20 protein-coding genes are annotated in these 19,791 nt (G+C 55.5%); 2 read left to right on the top strand and 18 right to left on the bottom strand.

Features of this window, described 5'->3' with window-relative positions:
* Nucleotides 1-27: 27 nt before the first annotated feature.
* The 13 genes from E5161_RS14795 to ilvB form a co-directional block, all read right to left on the bottom strand.
* Nucleotides 28-1,413: an ATP-binding protein gene (locus E5161_RS14795; RefSeq protein ID WP_136778610.1), complete on the bottom strand. Its 1,386-nt coding sequence runs from the start codon at nt 1,411-1,413 to the stop codon at nt 28-30.
* 163 nt (nt 1,414-1,576) lie between these two features.
* Entirely contained in the window at nt 1,577-2,809 is a 1,233-nt protein-coding gene (locus E5161_RS14790) for an anti-sigma factor domain-containing protein (protein WP_136778609.1), read from the bottom strand.
* The gene (gene sigI / locus E5161_RS14785; protein ID WP_246042276.1) at nt 2,806-3,552 is read right to left on the bottom strand and encodes an RNA polymerase sigma-I factor; all 747 of its coding nucleotides are present in this window, start codon (nt 3,550-3,552) and stop codon (nt 2,806-2,808) included. The genes E5161_RS14790 and sigI overlap by 4 nt, the downstream gene beginning before the upstream one ends.
* 216 nt (nt 3,553-3,768) lie before the next feature.
* Nucleotides 3,769-4,194: a hypothetical protein gene (locus E5161_RS14780; RefSeq protein ID WP_136778607.1), complete on the bottom strand. Its 426-nt coding sequence runs from the start codon at nt 4,192-4,194 to the stop codon at nt 3,769-3,771.
* A gap of 213 nt (nt 4,195-4,407) precedes the next feature.
* Nucleotides 4,408-4,956 (bottom strand): peroxiredoxin, encoded by a 549-nt coding sequence (locus E5161_RS14775; RefSeq protein ID WP_136778606.1) that lies wholly within the window; start codon nt 4,954-4,956, stop codon nt 4,408-4,410.
* A 127-nt stretch (nt 4,957-5,083) separates the two neighbouring features.
* Nucleotides 5,084-6,163: a 3-isopropylmalate dehydrogenase gene (gene leuB, locus E5161_RS14770; protein ID WP_136778605.1), complete on the bottom strand. Its 1,080-nt coding sequence runs from the start codon at nt 6,161-6,163 to the stop codon at nt 5,084-5,086.
* A gap of 201 nt (nt 6,164-6,364) precedes the next feature.
* Nucleotides 6,365-7,096, bottom strand: coding sequence for a glycerophosphodiester phosphodiesterase family protein (locus E5161_RS14765; protein ID WP_136778604.1), 732 nt, complete (start codon nt 7,094-7,096; stop codon nt 6,365-6,367).
* Between the two features lie 100 nt (nt 7,097-7,196).
* Entirely contained in the window at nt 7,197-8,078 is an 882-nt protein-coding gene (locus tag E5161_RS14760) for a phosphatidylinositol-specific phospholipase C/glycerophosphodiester phosphodiesterase family protein (RefSeq protein WP_136778603.1), read from the bottom strand.
* Between the two features lie 68 nt (nt 8,079-8,146).
* Complete coding sequence (locus E5161_RS14755) at nt 8,147-9,343, bottom strand: aminotransferase-like domain-containing protein (protein ID WP_136778602.1); 1,197 nt, start codon at nt 9,341-9,343, stop codon at nt 8,147-8,149.
* A gap of 30 nt (nt 9,344-9,373) precedes the next feature.
* On the bottom strand, nt 9,374-10,924 hold the full coding sequence (locus tag E5161_RS14750) for a 2-isopropylmalate synthase (RefSeq protein WP_136778601.1): 1,551 nt from the start codon (nt 10,922-10,924) through the stop codon (nt 9,374-9,376).
* 64 nt (nt 10,925-10,988) lie between these two features.
* Nucleotides 10,989-11,981, bottom strand: a complete 993-nt coding sequence (gene ilvC / locus E5161_RS14745) for a ketol-acid reductoisomerase (protein ID WP_136778600.1) — start codon at nt 11,979-11,981, stop codon at nt 10,989-10,991.
* 161 nt (nt 11,982-12,142) lie between these two features.
* Nucleotides 12,143-12,625 carry an acetolactate synthase small subunit gene (gene ilvN / locus E5161_RS14740; RefSeq protein WP_136778599.1) on the bottom strand — a complete coding sequence of 161 codons (483 nt, stop codon included), beginning with the start codon at nt 12,623-12,625 and terminating at the stop codon, nt 12,143-12,145.
* Nucleotides 12,622-14,367: a biosynthetic-type acetolactate synthase large subunit gene (gene ilvB / locus E5161_RS14735; protein ID WP_136778598.1), complete on the bottom strand. Its 1,746-nt coding sequence runs from the start codon at nt 14,365-14,367 to the stop codon at nt 12,622-12,624. The genes ilvN and ilvB overlap by 4 nt, the downstream gene beginning before the upstream one ends.
* A 553-nt stretch (nt 14,368-14,920) precedes the next feature.
* On the opposite strand from ilvB, the gene E5161_RS14730 reads away from it, so the two are divergent.
* Complete coding sequence (locus E5161_RS14730) at nt 14,921-15,412, top strand: GNAT family N-acetyltransferase (RefSeq protein WP_136778597.1); 492 nt, start codon at nt 14,921-14,923, stop codon at nt 15,410-15,412.
* 43 nt (nt 15,413-15,455) lie between these two features.
* On the opposite strand, the gene E5161_RS14725 is transcribed toward E5161_RS14730, so the two are convergent.
* From E5161_RS14725 to E5161_RS14705, 5 genes are all read right to left on the bottom strand, one after another.
* Nucleotides 15,456-15,713: a hypothetical protein gene (locus tag E5161_RS14725; protein WP_136778596.1), complete on the bottom strand. Its 258-nt coding sequence runs from the start codon at nt 15,711-15,713 to the stop codon at nt 15,456-15,458.
* 286 nt (nt 15,714-15,999) lie between these two features.
* Nucleotides 16,000-16,359: a 50S ribosomal protein L20 gene (gene rplT / locus E5161_RS14720; protein WP_136778595.1), complete on the bottom strand. Its 360-nt coding sequence runs from the start codon at nt 16,357-16,359 to the stop codon at nt 16,000-16,002.
* Between the two features lie 31 nt (nt 16,360-16,390).
* On the bottom strand, nt 16,391-16,591 hold the full coding sequence (gene rpmI / locus E5161_RS14715) for a 50S ribosomal protein L35 (RefSeq protein ID WP_027087749.1): 201 nt from the start codon (nt 16,589-16,591) through the stop codon (nt 16,391-16,393).
* A 17-nt stretch (nt 16,592-16,608) separates the two neighbouring features.
* Nucleotides 16,609-17,184 carry a translation initiation factor IF-3 gene (gene infC / locus E5161_RS14710; RefSeq protein ID WP_136778594.1) on the bottom strand — a complete coding sequence of 192 codons (576 nt, stop codon included), beginning with the start codon at nt 17,182-17,184 and terminating at the stop codon, nt 16,609-16,611.
* 243 nt (nt 17,185-17,427) lie between these two features.
* A complete protein-coding gene (locus E5161_RS14705; RefSeq protein ID WP_136778593.1) occupies nt 17,428-18,669 on the bottom strand; it encodes a glycosyltransferase family 2 protein in 1,242 nt (413 codons plus the stop codon).
* A gap of 507 nt (nt 18,670-19,176) precedes the next feature.
* On the opposite strand from E5161_RS14705, the gene E5161_RS14700 reads away from it, so the two are divergent.
* A complete protein-coding gene (locus E5161_RS14700) occupies nt 19,177-19,701 on the top strand; it encodes a phosphatase PAP2 family protein (protein WP_136778592.1) in 525 nt (174 codons plus the stop codon).
* Nucleotides 19,702-19,791 lie beyond the last annotated feature (90 nt).

The raw sequence follows: 19,791 nt of genomic DNA, 5'->3' as shown, positions 1-19,791 counted from the left end.
CCTCAAAGCGACAGTTTTATCCCGATTCTACCCTTTCACGTCGGTGTAAGGCAAATAAATCAGGAACTCCGTCCCTTCGTTCAAATGGCTGTCCACATGAATGATGCCGCCGTGATTTCTGATAATGCGGTAGCTGACGGATAACCCAAGCCCGGTGCCCGCTTCCTTCGTCGTAAAGAACGGATCGAACAGCCGGCCTAACGTGGTACGGTCCATACCTTTGCCGTTGTCCCGAATTGTGATCAGCGCATATTTTCCTTCCCGCCGGGCCGACACATCGATCCGCCCCCGGCGCCCGTCGCCGACTTCATAGATGGCATCCATCGCATTTTTGATGATGTTCAGCAGCACTTGCTTGATTTGCTTCACGTCGATGGCCACCGTCAGGCCGGGGTCGAAAATCTCGCAATGCAGCTCGCACCCCTTCATGTGCGCTTCGCTTTCGGACAACAGAATCATTTCCTTCAGCAGATGCGCCACAGGCACATTTTGTTTCATCGGTGCGGACGGTTTGGACGAATTCAGAAACTCGAATATGATATCGTTCGCACGGTCGATTTCGGATAAGATGATGTTCGCGTATTCCTGCTTCCCGATTTCCTTCAAATAAGGATGGAGCAGCTGGATAAACCCGCGAATCGAGGTCAGGGGGTTCCGAATTTCATGCGCGATAGCCGCGGCAATCTGACCCAGCATCGCCAGCTTGTCGTTCTGAAAAGCCGTCTGTTCGATTTGCTTATATTCGGAAATGTCCTTCACGCTGACCAGATAATCGCCGTCCAGCTCTTCGATTTGGGAAATGCCCACGAGCAAAAACCGGCCCTGCGCGTCTTGATATTCGCCGTGAAACCGGCGATACAGCTTCATCTCTTTGTACATTTGCAAAATAAATTTGCGGGTGCGCCGGTCCAGGTGCGGATGGAAAAACAACCGGCGCAGCGTGCAGCCGATCAGCGAATGCCTTGGCGCTTGAAGAAACCTCGACATTTGTACATTCAGAAACCTCAAATTCCCGGCCGTGTCGAACAACCCGATGCCGCTGTCCATAAGTTGGATCACGGTTTCGAACTTGCCCGGCGGCGCTTCTTCCCCGATCGGGACAGCATGGAACGACGATGACCGGAACGGCTCATCGGACGGTTGCTCTCTCGACGCAGCTCCTTCCTGCATGCGGAGCGAAAGCAGCAATTCGGTTAAAAACAAAAGAGACCGATGCACCAATGTCATCCGGTCGTCGGGATCGGCATAGGAGAGCAAGAAACCGACGCTCTCTTCATGATGCTTCAGGATATCGTCGGTGCTGGCGCCGAGGAGTTCATTCCGGAGCTCCTCCGTGTCAGCGCGAGTGTCCGAACCGTATTGGCGGACGAATTCGGCCAATGCCGGGAAATATAGCGTTCTCCAACTTTCCATGAAGCCAAATCCTCCTGTGGCAATCTTTACATCCGGTAGAGAATCATGTCCATCATTTCAATTCTTTGGATAATTGTCAACCGAAGATGTTGTCGACTTCATGTCGTTAAATGGCGAAAAAAAAGGCGGCGACTGCGGTTGACAGTCGTCGCCGGTTTCCCCGTTAATCATCACTTTCTTGCTCATCACCGCTTTTCGGTTTGCGGTTTTTCTCGCCTTTACCGTCGCCGCGGTCGTCGTTGTTTTTCCCGTTCTCGACTTTGCGGTCATCGGATTTTTGCCGTTTCTGCTCTTTCTCCCGCTCTTTGGCCTCTTTCTGTCGTTCCCGCTCGTCTTCCTTGGCTTTCTTCTCCTCGTCCTGCTTGTTGTGCTTTTCCTCATTTTGTTTCTTCTTTTCGTCCTGCTTATCTTGATGCGGCTTGCCATCTTTCTGTTCATTCTCATTCCGGGCCTCACCGGAAGGAGCCGAAGAAGCCGGAGACGGAGAGGCGGAACCGGATGGGGAGACGTTGACGCCGCCTTTATTTTTATCCTTCTGGTTCTCTTTTTGTTTTTGCTTCTGATGCTGAAGCAGCTTTTTCCAGTCTTGCTCGTTCTTTTCTTGATCGCCGTCATCGCTCAAAACCTGTTGCAATCCGCCCCAATCGGCGGCGATTTTCTTCAGCGGCTGCTGCTTCAGGGAGGAGAGAGGAACCGTATGCCCTTTCTTTTCCGCCGCGAGCCAGAACGCCATTTTGCCTGACGAAATCCCGTTCGCCTTCGCCTCTTCCCGAATCTCGACCGGCAAATACAGCTTCTCAATCTCGAGCGTCCGTTTTGTTTGGGCTGCGTCTTTCGTCCCTTCGGTCACTTGAATGAGCACACGCTCCATCTTTGCCGTAACCTGTTGTTCCCATTGCACATCTACCGACTTGAGCCGTACGCTCGCGATAACGATTTCGCTGTCGGCGGCGTTCAGCACATGGGATTCCGATAACCGGCGGGCTAAAATTTCCGTGACCGCTTCAATCGGTTTTCCTTTATATTCAACGCCTTCTATATAGGGCAGCGCATCGTCGTTCACCGCCCGCAATTCCCGCACCCGCTCCCGCGAATCCAATCCGAGCTCCACGCTCGGATTGATATCCATAGAGACGTAGGCAACGACCGTAGGCGCGCGGAACGACCATAACCCGAACATCAAAAGGAGAACGGCTGCGGCGGCTGCGACTGAAGACATCCAATAGGTTCTGCGGATGGGGAAGCTTCGTTTATCATCCCCGGTCTGTGAATCCGTCCAAGTGATTTCATCGCCGATCTCAGCATCCCGGCGAATCCGGACCCGCACGAACTGTCCGTCCGGCGTCAGCACGACCGCTTTTCCGCCGCTGCATTCCATTACGGTACCCCGGTTCACGACGGCGTCCCCTCCTGTTTATCGTATTCGAGGCTTATGTATTGCCGCAAACACGGATAAGGTCCGGCTGCGATCAGAGATACGGCAATCAAGTATTTGCGATGACGCTCCACGGTTTTCCGCGACACTCCTTCAATGATGCATAACTCTTTTACTGGCAGCTGCCTTTTCTCTGTCAGCATCTGCCACAGTTCCGGGGTTTGACCGAGCCTTGTTCCGATCCGGAGAAGGACCAGCCGGGAATCCCGGTGCCGGGGCGAATGGTCGACCAAGTCCGTAAATCGTATGCCAAAATCAGCAAGCCGCTCCGAGAGCGCCGCGATTTCCGCCCTTCGATCTTCCGCCTCCCGGCTTTGCTCGTAAACTTCAACCGCGGCGGCATTCTCCATGCGATTGAGGTACCCTTGCCCGTTATCCTCATCGTCCGTAAACGAGCTGTACGGAATAGATTGGGCATGCCGCATCTCTTGCCGCCTATAATCAATGAGCCGTCTGGAGATGACCGTGTCCGCGAAGCCGATAAAACTGCTTCCCGCGTTCGGTGTGAAACGGTTGATCGCCTCGTTGAACGCGGCCAGCGCCACACTGAACTCGTCATCCCGCTCGGGATCGATAAACCGGCGGCACACCCTGGAAGCCGTCTTGGTGATGAAAGGCCGATATTGTACGATGAAGGCTTCTCTTTGCGCTTCATCTCCTGCTTGTATAGCCTCCACCCGCTGCTCCGGCGTCCCCCCTTGCATCTGAGGGGAATCCGGATCCGATGGGGGGGAGAACCATCTCTTCCACAGTAAAAGAAGCACTTGCTCACCCCATGCTCATAATATTCGCGGCCGTGTCCCCGCTTAAGGGGGTAGCCGCCAAAAAAGGCCGCCGAGAAACGGAAACTTCCGCTTCGGGGCAGCCTCGGGTTTTCGAATGGACAAAATGAGATGCTGGAAGCAGGCCGCTTACGCCGCTTAAATCGTACCGCCGGAAGTCCGCTTTTGACGCAATTTATGCCGACGATGACTGAGCACCCCGAGCCTCCGTTTCAGCTGCTGCTCCCACTCGGCGTCGTCGATTTGTTTGGCGAAGGAAAGCAAGTCCAGCGCCATGTCGATCTGATTTTGCACGACGTGCATCGGATCTTCGTTCTCATGATTCACGCAATTCTCGGCCAGCGCCTTGTCCGCTTCATCCACATAATCGTGGAAGTCCACTTCCGACGCCCCGTCTCCATGCGCATATTCCGCCAGGATATCGTATTCGTTCTCTACCAAATAATGCACCTCCACCCGGTGACAGACAGGGCAGAACAAGATCGGCACATTATGGATACGCGTATGATAATGCTTGAGCGTTCCTTTTGTTCCGATCATACTGGCTCCGCAGCAAAAGCTCATCGGCTCCCCCTCCTTGCGCCCGCCGTCAAGGAGCTCGCTTGAATGCCGGCAGGTGAGTGCTATTCAATATATTCTCTACCCGGCCCCCGAATTCCTGCCCCAATCGGGGAAGGAAAAAGTTGGGTCGCGGTGTATACGACTTCATACAGAGAGAAAATAACTCCCCGGAAAAGCTTCCGGGGAGTCTCGAACTTGCAAATATCCGTTTCTTGATTACTTCGCAACCAGGGTTGCTTGGCCCGGTTTCCAGTTCATCGGGCACAGGCCGCCGGATTGCAGAGCCTGCAGTACGCGAAGGGTTTCTTCCACGCTGCGGCCTACATCGTTATGGTTGACGACTTGGTATTTCAATTCGCCTTCCGGATCAATGATGAACAATCCGCGAAGCGCAACGCCTTCTTCTTCGATGAGGACACCGTAGTCGCGGGCGACTTGTTTGGTGATGTCGGATCCGAGCGGGAAGTTCAACTGTCCGAGACCATTATCATTTCTCGGGGTGTTGATCCATGCGCGGTGGCTGTGCTTGCTATCTACGCTGACGCCGAGAATCTCGGTGTTCAGCTTCTTGAACTCATCGGCAGCTTCGGACAGCGCCGTGATTTCCGTCGGACATACGAACGTGAAGTCCAGCGGATAGAAGAAGAACACGAGCCATTTGCCGCGATAATCGGACAGCTTCGCCGCACCGAAATCCGTTCCGTTTCCGAGCGCCGTTTCCAAGTTGAAGTCCGGTGCCGGACGACCTACCAAACGTTCTGCCATGATGCATTCCTCCTGAAAATCCGGTCTTGATGCCGGGTCATTTGTCCACGTAGAAAATCGTACCATTCCGAATGGACAAGGTCAAGATGAAAGTCATTCCTTTTTTGTAATGATTATAATCAAGGAATTATTTGGTCATGGCAGCGACAATTAGATCTCCCATCGCCTGCGTTCCGATGGCCTTGCTCTTGTCCACCGCGATGTCGCCCGTGCGGTGGCCGGCATCCAGCACGTTCTTGACGGCACGCTCAATGACGTCCGCCGCCTCGGCGTAGCCGAAAGTCAGCCGGAACATCAGCGCGACCGACAAAATGGTCGCAATCGGGTTCGCGATGCCTTGACCGGCGATATCCGGCGCGGAGCCGTGAACCGGCTCGTACAAGCCGAAGCTGCCTTCGCCGAGCGAAGCGGACGACAGCATGCCGATAGAGCCGGTGAGCATCGCCGCTTCATCGCTGAGAATATCCCCGAACATGTTCTCGGTGACGATGACGTCGAAGCTGGAAGGACGGCGCAGCAGCTGCATCGCGCAATTATCCACCAGCACGTGTTCCAATTCCACATCCGGATATTCCGGCGCGATCCGGTTCACCGTTTCCCGCCACAGACGGGAAGTTTCCAGAACGTTCGCCTTGTCCACGGAAGCCAGTTTCTTGCGGCGCGTGCGCGCCACTTCAAAGCCTTGGCGGACGATCCGCTCCACTTCTTTCACGTTATATACGCAGGTGTCCACCGCTTCTTGTCCGTTTTCCGAATCCCTGCGAAATTTTTCACCGAAATAGATGCCGCCCGTCAACTCGCGGATGACGATCAGATCGGTACCTTCGAGCACTTCCGGCTTCAGCGTGGAAGCATCCTTCAGGCAGTCGAACACGACCGCGGGACGAATGTTCGAGAACAGGCCGAGCGCTTTCCGGATGCCGAGCAGACCGGTCTCGGGACGCAGCTCCTTCGGATTGTTGTCCCATTTCGGTCCGCCAACCGCACCCAGCAGCACGGCATCCGCGTTTTGGCACAGCTCCAACGTCTCCTGAGGCAGCGGGGTACCTTTCTCGTCGATCGCGATTCCGCCGAACAGGCCGTGAGACAGCTCAAACCGGTAACCGAACAATTCCTCCGTACGTTTCAACACTTTTTCCGCTTCCGCCACGACTTCCGGGCCGATTCCGTCGCCGGCGACTACGGCAATCTTTTTCACTTCCGCCATATGACCGATACACTCCCCTATTGCGTTTGTCCGCATGGACGATTATTTCAGTTGTAGCATACGAACCGGTCAGAGGCAAAATAGATAAAATCTATGGCTTTAATAGGCATCGCCTTTTAACGTCCCGGTTTCGGTGGTGATATAAAGTCGGTATAAATGCCGAATACGCCTATTTTGCGGTAGCGGTCATATACGGCAGGGTCATTGATCGTGTGCACGTAAAGCGCCGGTGAACGTCTTGGACGCTCTTCCGCCATCCATTGTAACCGCCTTCACTTTCGGCGTGCTTCGAACGAAATTCAAGACCTGCTTGTCCGTATCTTTGGATTGATAGAGCGTGTAAATGTAGGAATCGAACGGATAAATTTCCTCAAGAAGGTCGTACATCTTGCGGTTGTAGAGCTGAGGAACAATTCTCCGCCCGATTGACCGATCGTCGTATTGAATCAGTTTATCGGCGATCAACCGGAATTGCTTTTGAATGGTTGCGGTCTGCAAATTTTTCGTATCCGTAACCAGATACACATCCGGGAATAGTCCCATGAGCTGTAAAATATCGTCGATATCGAGAGGTTGGAATTGCTTGTGGATCGGAAGCTCTTTGAATGTCATCCAGGACAAGGGTTGGTGGTTCTCCACCGCGGGACGTTCTTGACCGAGATGCTTATACATGCCGGGCGACCAGTCATGCCGGGCGACCAGCTGACCGTCCGCCGTGAACTGCAGATCGACCTCGAATACGCGGAAGCCTTTGCCATAGTTCGACGTGAAAGCTTCGTAGCAGTTCGTATACGTTTTCCCGTCAATGCCCCCCATCGCGTGCGCAATCAACCGTTGGTCCGTCCAATCTTTGGGGGTATCGGCCATAACGCGCCAGGGCACAGACAGCGTGAGCAGCGCAATCAGCAAAACCAAGCTGGAACTCTTTCGCATATGTATCCCTCCGTAGACCGGCGTTTTCGAACTATTACCCGTCAGTCCCGGCACAGACACAAAAACCGCCCTCCGAAGAGAGCGGTTTTCCGTGAGGCATTTACGATTCGGAATCGGGGGGAAGAGGCGGCGCGGCCGTCCAGCTGCCCTTTAAGCCTTTCAATACTTGCGCATAGCTCAGAAAATCGGTATAGACGCCGGACACACCCGTTTGCCGAAGCTTGAGATAAGTGCTGTAATCGTTGATGGTGTGTACGTACGTTCGGACGCCGAGCTTCTTCAAGGAATCGATGAAGTCTTTCTTAGCCCGGCTCGGCGGCATCGCTGCGGCTTTCACCCTGGGATTGCGGCGCAGGAATTCGACCACTTGTCCGTTCGTATCCTTGGATTGATACAAGGTATAAATGTAGGAGGAAAACCGATGGATCGAGTCGACCGTGCCGAGCATTTGCTGATGGTAGAGCTGCGGAACGATGCGGTTCAGTAAGGCGGGATCGATCCGCTCGGCTTCTTCCGTCAGCAGTTTGAACTGTCTCTTGATCGTGCGCTCGTCCGTAAACTTGGTATCCAGCACGTAGTATACATCGGGGTGCTGGACCATGAACTCGAGCAAGTCTTTCCATTCCAGGCCTTCATAACGGTTCAAAATCGGAAGCCGCTTGAAGTCCTCGAGAGACAGAGGATTCCAATCCTTCAAAGCCCCCGTAAACCCAACTTGTCCGAACTCGACAAACAGCTTCTTCTCCCAATCGTGCCGGGCCACCAAATGCTCGTCCGTGGTGAGCATCAAATCCGTCTCGAATACCCGAAACCCTAGCGCGTAATTGGTCTCCAGAGCTTCGCGGGAATTCGTCCGGTCCGCTCCTTCCACCCCTCCGAGAGCATGGGCGATCAGCGGATGCTCGGTCCAATCCAGAGTCTGGCCCGGCGGAGCGCCCGAAGGCGACAGAAGACTCAGGAGCAGCAACAGAGATGGAAACATGTGTCCTCCCGGGTCTTATTTAGTTGTCGGAATGATCCTGCCTCCTAGACTTTAACCGCGGAAACCGGTCAGCGAACCAGCACGCTTTCCATCGCTTGCGACAGGCGTTTCATGCCGATAATCGTATTTTCGGCATCATTGTGGGTGAAGTTTAGACGCAACGTGTTCGCTTTCGGATTTTCGGCGAAGAAAGTCCCTCCCGGAACGAATGCGACGCCCAAGCTGACGGCGGTCTTGAGCAGCTCAGCGGAATCTACCGCTTCGGGCAGCTCCAGCCAGAAGAACATGCCGCCTTTCGGCTCCCGCCAAGAGACGCCCGGCCAATCTTGCTCACGAAGCAAGCCGGCCATCTGACGCATCCGGGCTTCGTATTCCTTGCGGACGAACGAGATGTGACCGTCGAGATCGAAATGCTCCATCAGCTGATACAGCGTCTGCTGATCCAGCGAGCTGGAATGTAAATCCGCCGCCTGCTTGGCGCGCGCCATGTTGCGGATCAGATCGGGATCGCCCATCACCCAGCCGGTCCGTAGAGCGGGAGCGACGGTTTTGGAAAAGGTGCTGGTATAGACGACGCACGAGCCCTGCGGATGTTGATCCAGCGAGAAAAGCGACGGGTACGTAACCGATTCGTCTCCGAACTTGAGTTCTCCGTAGGGATCGTCTTCGAGAATCAGCGTATTCGCCGAGCGGCAAAGCCCGAGTGCGCCCTTGCGTCGCTCCAGGCTCCACGCCTGGCCCGACGGGTTCGAGAAGGTCGGAATGACGTAAAGCATTTTCGGCTTATACTGCTGCAGCTTGGCAGCCAGGTCATCCAGGTCGATGCCGTCCTCGTCCCCCTTCACAGACACAAGCTTGGCGCCGTAGGAGCCGAACACCTGAAGTGCGGACAAATACGTGGGACTTTCCACCAAAATCACATCGCCCGGATCGATATAGATCCGAGTGAGCAGATCGATGGCTTGCTGGGAGCCGGTCGTAAGCAGCATATCGTCGGGCGTCACGCTGACGCCCTTCTTCGCCATCCGCCGGCAAATGCTTTCGCGGAGCGGCAAATAACCTTCCGTCAGCCCATATTGAAGCGCCCGGTTGCCATGCTCGAGCACCCGGCGGAACGCTTCTCCCACCGCCTGAACGGGAAAATGCTCCTCTGCCGGCAGCCCGCCGGCAAAGGAAATGATGTCATTCCCTTGCGTAAGTTTCAAAATATCGCGGACCGCAGACGAGGAAAACGTCCCCAGACGCGCGGAGTATCGGTAGTTCATCCGTATTCCTCTTTTCGTTTGGCTATCAAATCAGATCAGCGTGACGTTGTCGCGGCGGCCGCGTGCGGGTCCTTGACGTTTGTCGACGAGCCGGTTGAGCGCATCCACGTAAGCCCGGGCGCTCGCCTCGAGAATATCCGTGCTGACGCCGCGTCCGTGCGCGGAGATTTCGCCCTGCTTCAGCAGTACGTGCACCTCACCTAAAGCGTCGGTACCGTCGGTGACGGATTTGATCGTGTAATCGTCGAGCTCCACCGCTTCGCCGGTCAACGCATCGATCGCTTGGTAAATCGCGTCGACGGTACCGTTCCCTTCGCACTCGCGTTCGACGATTCCTTGAGTGGTTTTCAGGCGTACCTTCGCCGAAGGCACGGCATGGGTATCGAACGAGACGACAAGCCGCTCGAGCGCAAACACTTCCGGCGTCTCGACGATCTTTTCCTCCAGCAGCGCGCGGATATCCTCATCGGTGACCGATTTTTTGCGGTCGGCCAAATCTTTGAATTTGCCGAACGCCGCATTCACCTGATCTTCCGTCAAATCCTCATATCCAAGATCGATCAGCTTCTCGCGGAAGGCGTGGCGGCCGGAGTGCTTGCCCATGACGAGCTTGCTGTCCTTGAGGCCGATCGTTTCCGGCGAAATGATTTCGTAGGTCGTTTTCTCCTTGAGCATGCCGTCCTGGTGAATGCCCGACTCGTGCGCGAAGGCGTTGGCTCCCACGATCGCCTTGTTGCCCGGCACGACCATGCCCGTCAGCTTGCTGACGAGACGGCTCGTTTTGGCGATTTCCTTCAGGTTCAGCGAAGTTTTCGCTTCGAAATAAGCCGCACGGGTTTCGAGCGCAAGCGCGACTTCTTCCAGCGCGGTATTGCCGGCACGTTCGCCGATGCCGTTGATCGTGCCTTCGATCTGGTCGGCGCCGTTCTGCACCGCGGCCAGCGCGTTGGCCGTCGCCAGTCCGAGATCGTCGTGGCAGTGTGCCGACAGCTGGATTTTTTCAATGCCCGGCACTTTCTCTTTCAGCGTCTTGAAAATATTCCCGAATTCATAAGGCGTCATATAGCCGACCGTATCCGGGATATTCACGACAGTGGCGCCCGCGCGGATGGCCATCTCCGTCACCTGGCACAAAAAGTCCAGCTCGGTGCGGCCCGCGTCCTCCGGAGAAAACTCGATTTTATCAAAATATTGCTTGGCGTAGCGGATCGCTTTCTCCGCCGCTTCAAGCACCTGCTCCTTCTCCATCTTCAGCTTATGCTTGCGGTGGATCGGCGAGGTTGCCAGAAATACGTGGATGCCGGGGTCCTGCGCGCCCTTGAGCGCTTCCCTCACCGCGTCGATATCCGGCTCGCGAGAACGCGCGAGGCCGATGACGGTGGCGTTCTTCACCGCGCGCGCCACGGCGTTCACCGCGGCCAGGTCGCCGGGGGACGCTGCTGGAAAGCCGGCCTCGATCCGGTCTACGCCGAGCTTCTCGAGCTGCAGCGCAATTTCTACTTTCTCCTGGGTGTTGAGATTGACGCCGGGCGATTGCTCGCCGTCGCGCAAAGTTGTATCGAAAATATAAATTTTTCGCATGGCAGGGAATCCCGCACCTCCTTATAGAAAACCCCGGCTGCAGCCGGGGCCTCGTATATTCAGCTTATTTCTTGATCCAGTGCATCATGCCGCGCAGCTGGGCGCCGACCGTCTCGATCGGATGCTCCGCTTCGTTGCGGCGGGTAGCCGTCAGGAAGGCACGGCCGGATTGGTTTTCCAGGATGAAGTCGCGCGCGAAACGTCCGGATTGGATGTCGGTCAGGACGGCTTTCATCGCTTTCTTCGTTTCGTCGGTCACGATCCGGGGACCGGTAACGTAGTCGCCGTATTCCGCCGTGTTGGAAATGGAATCGCGCATCGACGCAAGGCCGCCTTCATACATGAGGTCGACGATCAGCTTCAGCTCGTGCAGGCACTCGAAGTAAGCCATTTCCGGAGCGTAGCCGGCTTCGACCAGCGTTTCAAAACCGGCTTTGACGAGGGCGCTTGCGCCGCCGCAAAGAACGGCTTGCTCGCCGAACAGGTCGGTCTCGGTTTCTTCCTTGAACGTCGTTTCAATAACGCCCGCGCGGGTGCAGCCAATGCCTTTGGCATAAGCCATTCCGATGTCAAACGCTTTGCCCGTTCCGTTCTGGTGAACGGCGATGAGGCCCGGAACGCCGAAGCCTTCCACGTAAGTGCGGCGAACCATGTGACCCGGGGATTTCGGCGCGACGAGCAATACGTCGGCGTCTGCAGGTGCGACGATTTGGCCAAAATGAACATTAAAGCCGTGGGAGAACATGAGTGCCGCGCCTTTTTTGAGGTTCGGTTCGATCTCGTTTTTGTACACGGAAGCTTGTGTCTCGTCCGGCATCAAAATTTGAACGACGTCCGCTTTGCGCGTCGCATCGGCGACAGACAGCACTTCGAAGCCGTCGTTGCGGGCCTTGTCGGCGGATTTGCCGGCACGCAGGCCGATGATGACGGACAAGCCGCTGTCGCGAAGGTTTTGGGCTTGAGCGTGGCCTTGGCTGCCGTAACCGATAACGGCGATCGTTTTGCCTTTCAGTACACTGAGGTCGGCGTCTTTCTCATGGAACAAATTCACTGGCATGGGATGGAGTCCTCCTTCAATTGGTGTTGCAAAATGTATGGCGACCCTCGAAGCGGGCGTTCCAAGAGAGCTTTCGCGCATCCGCGCGCCTAGTTCTCCTCGAACCCCCGCTCCGACAGGAAGCTGAAGCGGGAATGCGTTAAAGCACGTTCGTATGAAAATCAGCGGCTGCCTCTGGCCAAAGCCGTTACGCCTGTGCGTGACAGCTCACGAATACCGTAGGGCTTAAGCAATTCGACCATGGCGTCGATCTTGTCGGTGTCGCCCACGACTTGAACAATCAAGGTGTTCGGTCCGATGTCGACGACGGCAGCGCGGAAAGTTTCCACGATGCCCAGCACCTCCGGGCGGGCGGCGGGCTCGGCGTTGATTTTGATCAAACCGAGCTCCCGCGCCACCATCGGATTGGAACTGATGTCGATGACCTTGATCACGTCGATTAATTTGTAGAGCTGCTTCTGTACCTGTTCGATCGTGCGGTCGTCGCCAGTGGTCACAATCACCATACGGGAGAGCCCGGATTCTTCAGACGCGCCTACGGTAATGCTCTCGATGTTGAAGCCTCGGCGGCCGAACAGGCCGGACACCCGCTGCAGAACGCCCGGCTGGTCGTTGACGAGAATGGAGATCGTATGTTTGCTCATTCCGCATCCCCCATAATCATTTGGTCGATCGTGCTTCCTTGGGTGACCATCGGATACACGTTCTCGTGCTTGCGGACGACGAATTCCACGACGGCTGGACCGGGATGACTAAGCGCCTGTTCCCAAGCCTTGCGCGCTTCTTCTTTGTTCGAAGCGCGGAACGCTTTCACGCCGTACGCTTCGGACAGCTTCACGAAATCCGGGCTGCCGGCCAAATCGATATGGCTGTACCGGTTGTCGTAGATCAGTTCCTGCCACTGGCGGACCATACCGAGCACCTGGTTGTTAATGATCGCAACCTTGACCGGGATGTTGTTGATCGCACACACGGCCAGCTCTTGGGAACACATTTGCATGCCGCCGTCTCCGTTGATGGATACGACGACGCGATCCGGATTTCCCATTTGGGCGCCGATCGCCGACGGGAACCCGAAGCCCATCGTGCCCAATCCGCCGGATGTGACCCAGGAGCGCGGTTTGTTGAACGGATAATATTGGGCCGCCCACATCTGATGCTGACCGACGTCGGTCGTGACGATCGCGTCCCCGCGCGTCGTTTCGTGAATCATGGAAATGACCCATTGCGGCTTCAGCTCGGTGTCCGAATCGATATACTTGAACGGTTTGGCCGCTTTCCACACGCGGATCTGCGCCCGCCAGGCGTCAGCTTTGTCCGCGCGTTTGGCGGCGGCGTTGGCGATCTGGAGCACTGACTTAACGTCGCCGACGATCGGGATGTCCGTCGGCACGTTTTTGCCGATTTCGGCCGGGTCGATGTCGATGTGTACAATTTTCGCATTCGGAGCGAAGCCGTCCAGCTTGCCCGTCACGCGATCGTCGAAACGCGCCCCGATGTTGATCAGCAAATCCGCGTTTTGAATGGCGGTGTTCGCGGTCCATGTGCCATGCATGCCCGGCAAGCCCATATGCAGGTCCTGCCCGCTTGGGAATGCACCGAGACCGAGAAGCGTCGTCGTAATCGGGATTTCCGTCTTCGTTATGAACTCGAACAGCTCCTCGTGCGCGCCGGAGTAGATCACTCCTCCGCCCGCAAGCACGACCGGCCGTTCCGCCGTTTCGATTGCGCGGATCATTTTATCGACTTGACTGCGGTTCGGCTGCACCGTCGGGTTGTACCCGCGAAGCTTCACTTCAGCCGCCGGCTGGAACAACGTTTTCTGCGCGGACACGTCCTTCGGAATGTCGATGAGCACCGGTCCTTTGCGGCCTGTGTTCGCGATATGGAACGCCTCGTGAATGATCCGGGGAAGATCCGCCGCGTCGCGAACCAGGTAGCTGTGTTTGGTGATCGGCATCGTGATGCCGACGATATCAGCTTCCTGGAAAGCGTCTGTACCGATCAGGCTCGTCGCAACGTTCCCGGTAATGACGACCAGCGGCACCGAATCCATGTAAGCCGTCGCGATGCCGGTGACGAGATTCGTGGCCCCCGGCCCGGAAGTCGCGATGCAGACTCCGACTTTACCGGTGGACCGTGCATAGCCGTCGGCCGCATGAATCGCGCCTTGTTCGTGACGGGTCAACAGGTGGTTGAAGTCGGAGAAGCCGTACATCGCATCGTAAATGTAGAGAACCGCGCCGCCCGGATAACCGAAGACGCAATCGACACCCTCCAACAACAGACTGCGGAGCAGCATTTCCGAGCCGGAAATGACTTCGGGCTTGCTCCATTTTTCGATTAACTCTTCCTTGGATTTCAACGTGGCACTTTGAGCGCTCATCCGTCATCCTCCTTTCAATTGTCCATGGCAAACAAAAAGCCTTCCGTCCCCGAACGCCGCAAATCGACGTTCTGGGACGAAAGGCTGTTCCTTCCGCGGTACCACCCGAATTTGCCGCACACCTTACAATGGCGGCCTCTGAAGGTCCGGTCTTCGCCGCTCGGGCGTGACTCACGAACCTCGGCGCTTTAACGTGCGCCACTCCGATTCCCCCTACTGGGCCGCTTGGCGGCGGTTCGGGCGAACAGCTCCGAGGAGACAGTGCTGCAGGGATTTTGGCATCGGTCTCAGCATTCCCGACGCTCTCTGAACAAAAGAGCCCTCTCGCTTATTCCTCATCATGGCTGTTGTGATGTTCGTTCGATTAGGTATCATTATATGCTTCGAAAAACCATTCGTCAATACGCCAAAGCGATGAAGTTTTCGCGGCTGGAACCGCCTGAACGGGCGTAAGTCATACCGTGTCAAATGCTTGGACCCCGCCGGACCGGTCATTCATACGATAATAGAAGGAACTGTGCTTGTGCCGATTCGGAGCAGGGGAGGGCCTTCAATGATTCGTTGGATGCAGCCGGGGGATGTCCCCGGCATTGTGGATTTGGTCCGCACCGAGCTGGTGCCTCTTTCCACCCGCAGCCATCCGCGTGACAGCCGGCTGTACACCGATGTCCGGACGCGTCTCCGCCGCGGTGAGACGCTGGTCGCGTCGGATGGAAGGAAAAGCGGTCCGTTCGCCTTTATTCACATGGAATTCCGCGGATCGACGATGTACATCGATATGCTTGCAGTCCATTCCGGCTCCCAACACCGCAGTTGGGGAACGGAACTGATGAACCGGGCGGAGAAATACGGACTGTCCAAAGGCTGCATCGAATCCAGGCTGTTCGTCGATGACACCAATTACCGCGGGATGCGGTTTTACGAGAAGCTGGGCTACTCTGTCGTTCGTGATATCAAGGAATTGAAGTGTTATGAGATGTATAAATCGCTTCTATCCTCCTACGGCGACTCCAATCCCTGGAATCTTATGAACGCTCAGTGGTGAAAAAAAACCGGCCGAATCGGCCGGTTTTTTTTGTGTGGGGAGATTACCAAAAGAAGCCGGGAAAGCCAAATCCAAACCCGCCAAAACCGGCGAAAGGCAGTGTGCTGATGGCTAAAATGTCGAACAAAGCGAGAGGCAAAATGGCTTTGGTCTGCGCTTTGCTCCCGTCCAACGGCTTAATCTCGAGCTCCTCTCCGTTCACGCGGACCAACTTCCCCTGTACGACAGTACCGTCTTTGCGGAGCGCAATAATGTTTTGGCCGACCATTTTCTCTACTTCCGCGCGAGAAACGTAGGACATGCCGAATCCTCCTTTCCAACGATGCGAGCGCAATGCCGACAACTGTCCGCCATGTTGTTGCGAACAGCTCTTGGCTGCGATCCGCATGTTCGGTTTTGGTCAACGGCACGACCTCACTGACGCCGCATGGTGCGGGTAAGGGTTGTCGAACCATTGTCCTATACCTTATGAGACGGAGGCGTTCTCGGTATGTACCGCTGTCTATCGCTGGCAAAAGCGGGCGGTACGATTCCGAAATGCAGCGCGAATAAATAAAAAAGCTCCGGTCGCCCGGAGCTTGTCTGTGTTACGCGTTGATTTTTTCTTTAGCTGCGCCAGCCAGCGAGTTGAACGCTTTAATATCGTTCACAGCCAGATCGGCGAGCATTTTGCGGTTCACATCGATGCCGGCCAGCTTCAGGCCGTGCATCAGCTTGCTGTAGGACAGGCCGTTTTGGCGGGCTGCCGCGTTAATACGCACGATCCACAGCTTGCGGAAATTGCGCTTCGTTTGGCGACGGTCGCGGTATGCGTACCAGAGGGACTTCATGACCTGTTCTTTAGCTTTCTTGAACAGGCGGTGTTTCGCGCCCCAGTAACCTTTCGCCAGTTTCAACATTCTATTGCGACGGCGGCGTGTGACGAATCCGCCCTTAACTCTTGCCATAATTCATTACCTCCCGGAAAATGGTTAGCGATTACTTCAAGTTAGCGAGTTGCTGCTGCAAACGACGTACGTCTCCTTGCGCCATCAACGGCTGATTCGACAGCACACGCTTCTGGCGTCCCGACTTGTGGGACAGCAGGTGGTTTTTATATGCTTTGTGACGCTTCACTTTGCCGGTACCGGTAATTTTGAAGCGGTCTTTCAAGCTGCTGTGCGTTTTCATTTTAGGCATTGAAATGCTTCCTCCTGTCAGTGGCTCTGCTTTGGAGCCAGAATCATGATCATCGCGCGGCCTTCCAATTTCGGCACGCGCTCTACCACGCAAATATCGGCAACTTCCTTCGCGACGCGCTCCAAAATCTTCTGTCCGATGTTGGCATGCGCGATCTCACGGCCGCGGAACCGCACGGAACACTTGACCTTGTCGCCTTCATTCAGAAACTTCACCACGTTGCGAAATTTCGTCTGATAGTCGTGTTCCTCAATGTTCGAACGGAACCAAACTTCCTTCAGGTCGACGATTTTTTGATTCTTCCGGGCTTCTTTCTCTTTCTTCTGCTGCTCATAACGGAACTTGCCGTAGTCCATGATGCGGCACACCGGCGGTTTCGCCTGCGGGGCCACGTTGACCAGATCCATGTTCGCGTCAACAGCCATCTGCATCGCTTCCCGGAACGGCTTGATGCCCAGCTGTTCGCCTTCGGCACCTACGAGACGCACTTCCTTCGCCCGGATTTCCTCGTTGATTTGATGTTCCTTGCTAATAATGTTCCACCTCCGTATCGGATTGGGAGTCTCCGATAAATAAAAAAAAGCGGGTCGCATTGGACCCGCATCCTGCTCACACTCGGTTCGGCGCTGCGGGGCTGTTCCCCGATATCGCCTTCATAGTGGGCTACGCGTACCAGTCAGCGAAAGCCGAGCAGGTGAGAAGCGGGCGCTTCTGCTTTTGCGTGCTGAATCATCCATATCCCATCAGTCACCTGAATAATATATCACGCCGGGCAACCCTTGTCAACGTTTAGGCCGAAGCCGCACAAAACCCCGGGACAAGCCCGGGGCCGCTCGTTACATTTGTTTTCCCTGCACTTCTTCCAGCCGCAGAACGCGGGTGTGCTGCGTATGGCTCCACGTCTTGTTGTTTTGTGTGAAAAACGCGTAGATCGTAATCGGCCACCAGGACAGCAGGAACACCGGGAACATCAGCAGATAGGCGTACACTTTCCACGACTTCACTTTTTCCAGCATCATCGCGAACGGGAACTGGGCGCAGCTGACGAAAAGCGAAGCCGCGGTTACCCAAACCGGTAAATAATAATAGATCGAAGTGAACATCGGCGCGCCCGGCGCCGCTTGGTCGAACCAAAGCACCAACGTCAAAATCGAACCGATCAGCACGTTGTAGACCGTAATCGTGTAAAGCGCCGTATCGAACTTGGCCAGATTGCGTTCCTTAAGGCTCTGCCATAACAGCGGGAAGAAATAACGTCTGGCTACGCTGAAATGACCCTGCATCCAGCGAAGCCGCTGCCGTGCAGACGCCCGGAACGTGAGCGGCTTCTCGTCGTACACCTTCGCGTCGTAGTTCATGACGGGATAAATTCCGCGCTGTACGCAGCGCACCGTAAATTCCAAATCCTCGACAAGGCTCGTGGCTCCCCAGCCCATTTCCTTGAGCAGCGCCGTGTCAAAGCACATGCCTGTGCCGCCGAGGAAGTTGGCCATCTTGAGCCGTGTCCGGGGCAGCTGCCAGAGCCGGTTGCAGAACCAGTAAGTAATGCCGTAAGCGGCGGTAATCCAGGAATCTTCGGGATTTTTGGTGTCCAGATAGCCCTGTACCACTTTATGGCCTTCACAAAGGCTGTTGTTCATGTGATGGAGGAAATCCGGATCCACCAGGTTATCCGCATCCAGCATGACGATGCCGTCATATTGCCGTTTGCGGCTCCACAGCTCCTTCAGCATCCATTCGATGGCGAAGCCTTTCCCTCGTTGATGTTTATTGAATCGTTCGCAAGCGAACACGCCGTCATAGCGCCGAACAACCGATGCAGTTCCGTCGGTGCAATTGTCGCAAATGACAAATATGTCAAACAGCTCGCGGGGATAATTCATTTTCAGTAAGTTCTCGATCAGAGCTCCGACGACTTTCTCCTCGTTGTGCGCGGCAATCAGTACGGCGAATGTTTTTTCCGGATCGCGAAACCCGGCGGTTTTTTTGGCCTTCCATCCGAAAATGGACAGTACGAATTGATACACCCCGATTGCGCCGACAATGATCTGAACGACAAACAGAATTTTGTTCAACATATGCGGTTGTCCCCCTAGACCCCTTTTTTCGTCTTTATCTATCTCTCTGTTTGTGTGCTTCATGGCGAGTTCCCAGTTTTTATCCATTGGCTGCCAAGTCACATTTTACATTCTCTTCGGTTTCGGCTGCTTTGTCAAAAAAGGAAATCTCCGTTATCCGGGATTAACGAGAGCATACCGCACTTGAGGAAGTGTCAGCCCCCGCATCACCTGTATTTCTCACGAGAAAGCCGTATTTCACCGTTTTCCAACCGAACCGGGGCAGCCATTCCCTGCGCACCAGTCCAATTTTTAGTAAACCGCACGCTTGCAATACTCTCCATCAAAGTTTACCCAGACCCCGTACAATGTAAAACGCCGAAATGCCTTAAAATGACAGGAAAGTCGATGAAACTTAACGGAACGGTGATAAAAAGTTAATATCGTGTTAATACCGGTGTCATAAAGTGGACTTATATCATCGATCCGGCGCCCGTGAGCGGGACGGCGGAACAGAGGAGGACACCCATGAGCCGTTTTTACCGCCTTCTGCTGGTCGTAGACCGTCCCCTGTTTTTGCACGTGAACCTCCGTTGGCATCATACTGCGATGAATTGGCTATTCCAAATGTTGTCCTTACTCGGCGGCGCCACGTTTACTCTCTGCTTCTCGCTGGCTGCCGGAATGTTCGCGCCTGAACCGTGGAGTTCTGCCGGCTGGCAGGCGCTCGCCGCCGTCGCGATCAGCCACTTGCCCGTCGCACTCGCCAAGCGCAGCGCGCCCCGGCTGCGTCCGCATCTCGAGTTTCCGGAAATCCACACGAACCGCCGTCCGCTTCGGGATCCTTCGTTCCCGTCGGGCCACACGACCGCCGCATTCGCGATGCTTACACCTTGGATGCACGCCGATCCGACGCTCCTTCCGATGCTGCTGCCTGTGGCAATAGGCGTGGCGCTCTCGCGCATTTATTTCGGGCTTCACTACCCGAGCGACACCGCCGCCGGCGCCCTGCTCGGCAGTTCCACCGCGCTGCTCATGTCTCTTTGCATTTGATGTACAAAACCCCGGTTTTCACTGCATTCGCAGTGAACCCGGGGTTTTTCGCGTTGCCTCTGCCGCCCACCGATAATCTCACCTGTAAAG

The sequence above is a fragment of the Cohnella pontilimi genome (assembly GCF_005049045.1).
In the GTDB taxonomy this organism is placed as follows: Bacteria; Bacillota; Bacilli; order Paenibacillales; family Paenibacillaceae; genus Cohnella; species Cohnella pontilimi.
This window is presented reverse-complemented; position numbering and strand designations above follow the sequence as displayed.

Excerpts from the sequence above, each read along its gene's own strand:
- E5161_RS14700 (WP_136778592.1), top strand. The coding sequence starts at position 19,177 with ATGAGCCGTTTTTACCGCCTTCTGCTGGTCGTAGACCGTCCCCTGTTT.
- E5161_RS14725 (WP_136778596.1), bottom strand. The coding sequence starts at position 15,713 with ATGTCCTACGTTTCTCGCGCGGAAGTAGAGAAAATGGTCGGCCAAAAC.
- leuB (WP_136778605.1), bottom strand. The coding sequence starts at position 6,163 with ATGGCGGAAGTGAAAAAGATTGCCGTAGTCGCCGGCGACGGAATCGGC.
- ilvN (WP_136778599.1), bottom strand. The coding sequence starts at position 12,625 with ATGAGCAAACATACGATCTCCATTCTCGTCAACGACCAGCCGGGCGTT.
- infC (WP_136778594.1), bottom strand. The coding sequence starts at position 17,184 with ATGCGACCCGCTTTTTTTTATTTATCGGAGACTCCCAATCCGATACGG.
- E5161_RS14750 (WP_136778601.1), bottom strand. The coding sequence starts at position 10,924 with ATGCGAAAAATTTATATTTTCGATACAACTTTGCGCGACGGCGAGCAA.
- ilvC (WP_136778600.1), bottom strand. The coding sequence starts at position 11,981 with ATGCCAGTGAATTTGTTCCATGAGAAAGACGCCGACCTCAGTGTACTG.
- E5161_RS14795 (WP_136778610.1), bottom strand. The coding sequence starts at position 1,413 with ATGGAAAGTTGGAGAACGCTATATTTCCCGGCATTGGCCGAATTCGTC.
- sigI (WP_246042276.1), bottom strand. The coding sequence starts at position 3,552 with ATGCAAGGGGGGACGCCGGAGCAGCGGGTGGAGGCTATACAAGCAGGA.
- ilvB (WP_136778598.1), bottom strand. The coding sequence starts at position 14,367 with ATGAGCGCTCAAAGTGCCACGTTGAAATCCAAGGAAGAGTTAATCGAA.
- E5161_RS14780 (WP_136778607.1), bottom strand. The coding sequence starts at position 4,194 with ATGAGCTTTTGCTGCGGAGCCAGTATGATCGGAACAAAAGGAACGCTC.
- E5161_RS14730 (WP_136778597.1), top strand. The coding sequence starts at position 14,921 with ATGATTCGTTGGATGCAGCCGGGGGATGTCCCCGGCATTGTGGATTTG.
- E5161_RS14775 (WP_136778606.1), bottom strand. The coding sequence starts at position 4,956 with ATGGCAGAACGTTTGGTAGGTCGTCCGGCACCGGACTTCAACTTGGAA.
- E5161_RS14755 (WP_136778602.1), bottom strand. The coding sequence starts at position 9,343 with ATGAACTACCGATACTCCGCGCGTCTGGGGACGTTTTCCTCGTCTGCG.
- rplT (WP_136778595.1), bottom strand. The coding sequence starts at position 16,359 with ATGGCAAGAGTTAAGGGCGGATTCGTCACACGCCGCCGTCGCAATAGA.
- E5161_RS14760 (WP_136778603.1), bottom strand. The coding sequence starts at position 8,078 with ATGTTTCCATCTCTGTTGCTGCTCCTGAGTCTTCTGTCGCCTTCGGGC.
- E5161_RS14705 (WP_136778593.1), bottom strand. The coding sequence starts at position 18,669 with ATGTTGAACAAAATTCTGTTTGTCGTTCAGATCATTGTCGGCGCAATC.
- E5161_RS14765 (WP_136778604.1), bottom strand. The coding sequence starts at position 7,096 with ATGCGAAAGAGTTCCAGCTTGGTTTTGCTGATTGCGCTGCTCACGCTG.
- rpmI (WP_027087749.1), bottom strand. The coding sequence starts at position 16,591 with ATGCCTAAAATGAAAACGCACAGCAGCTTGAAAGACCGCTTCAAAATT.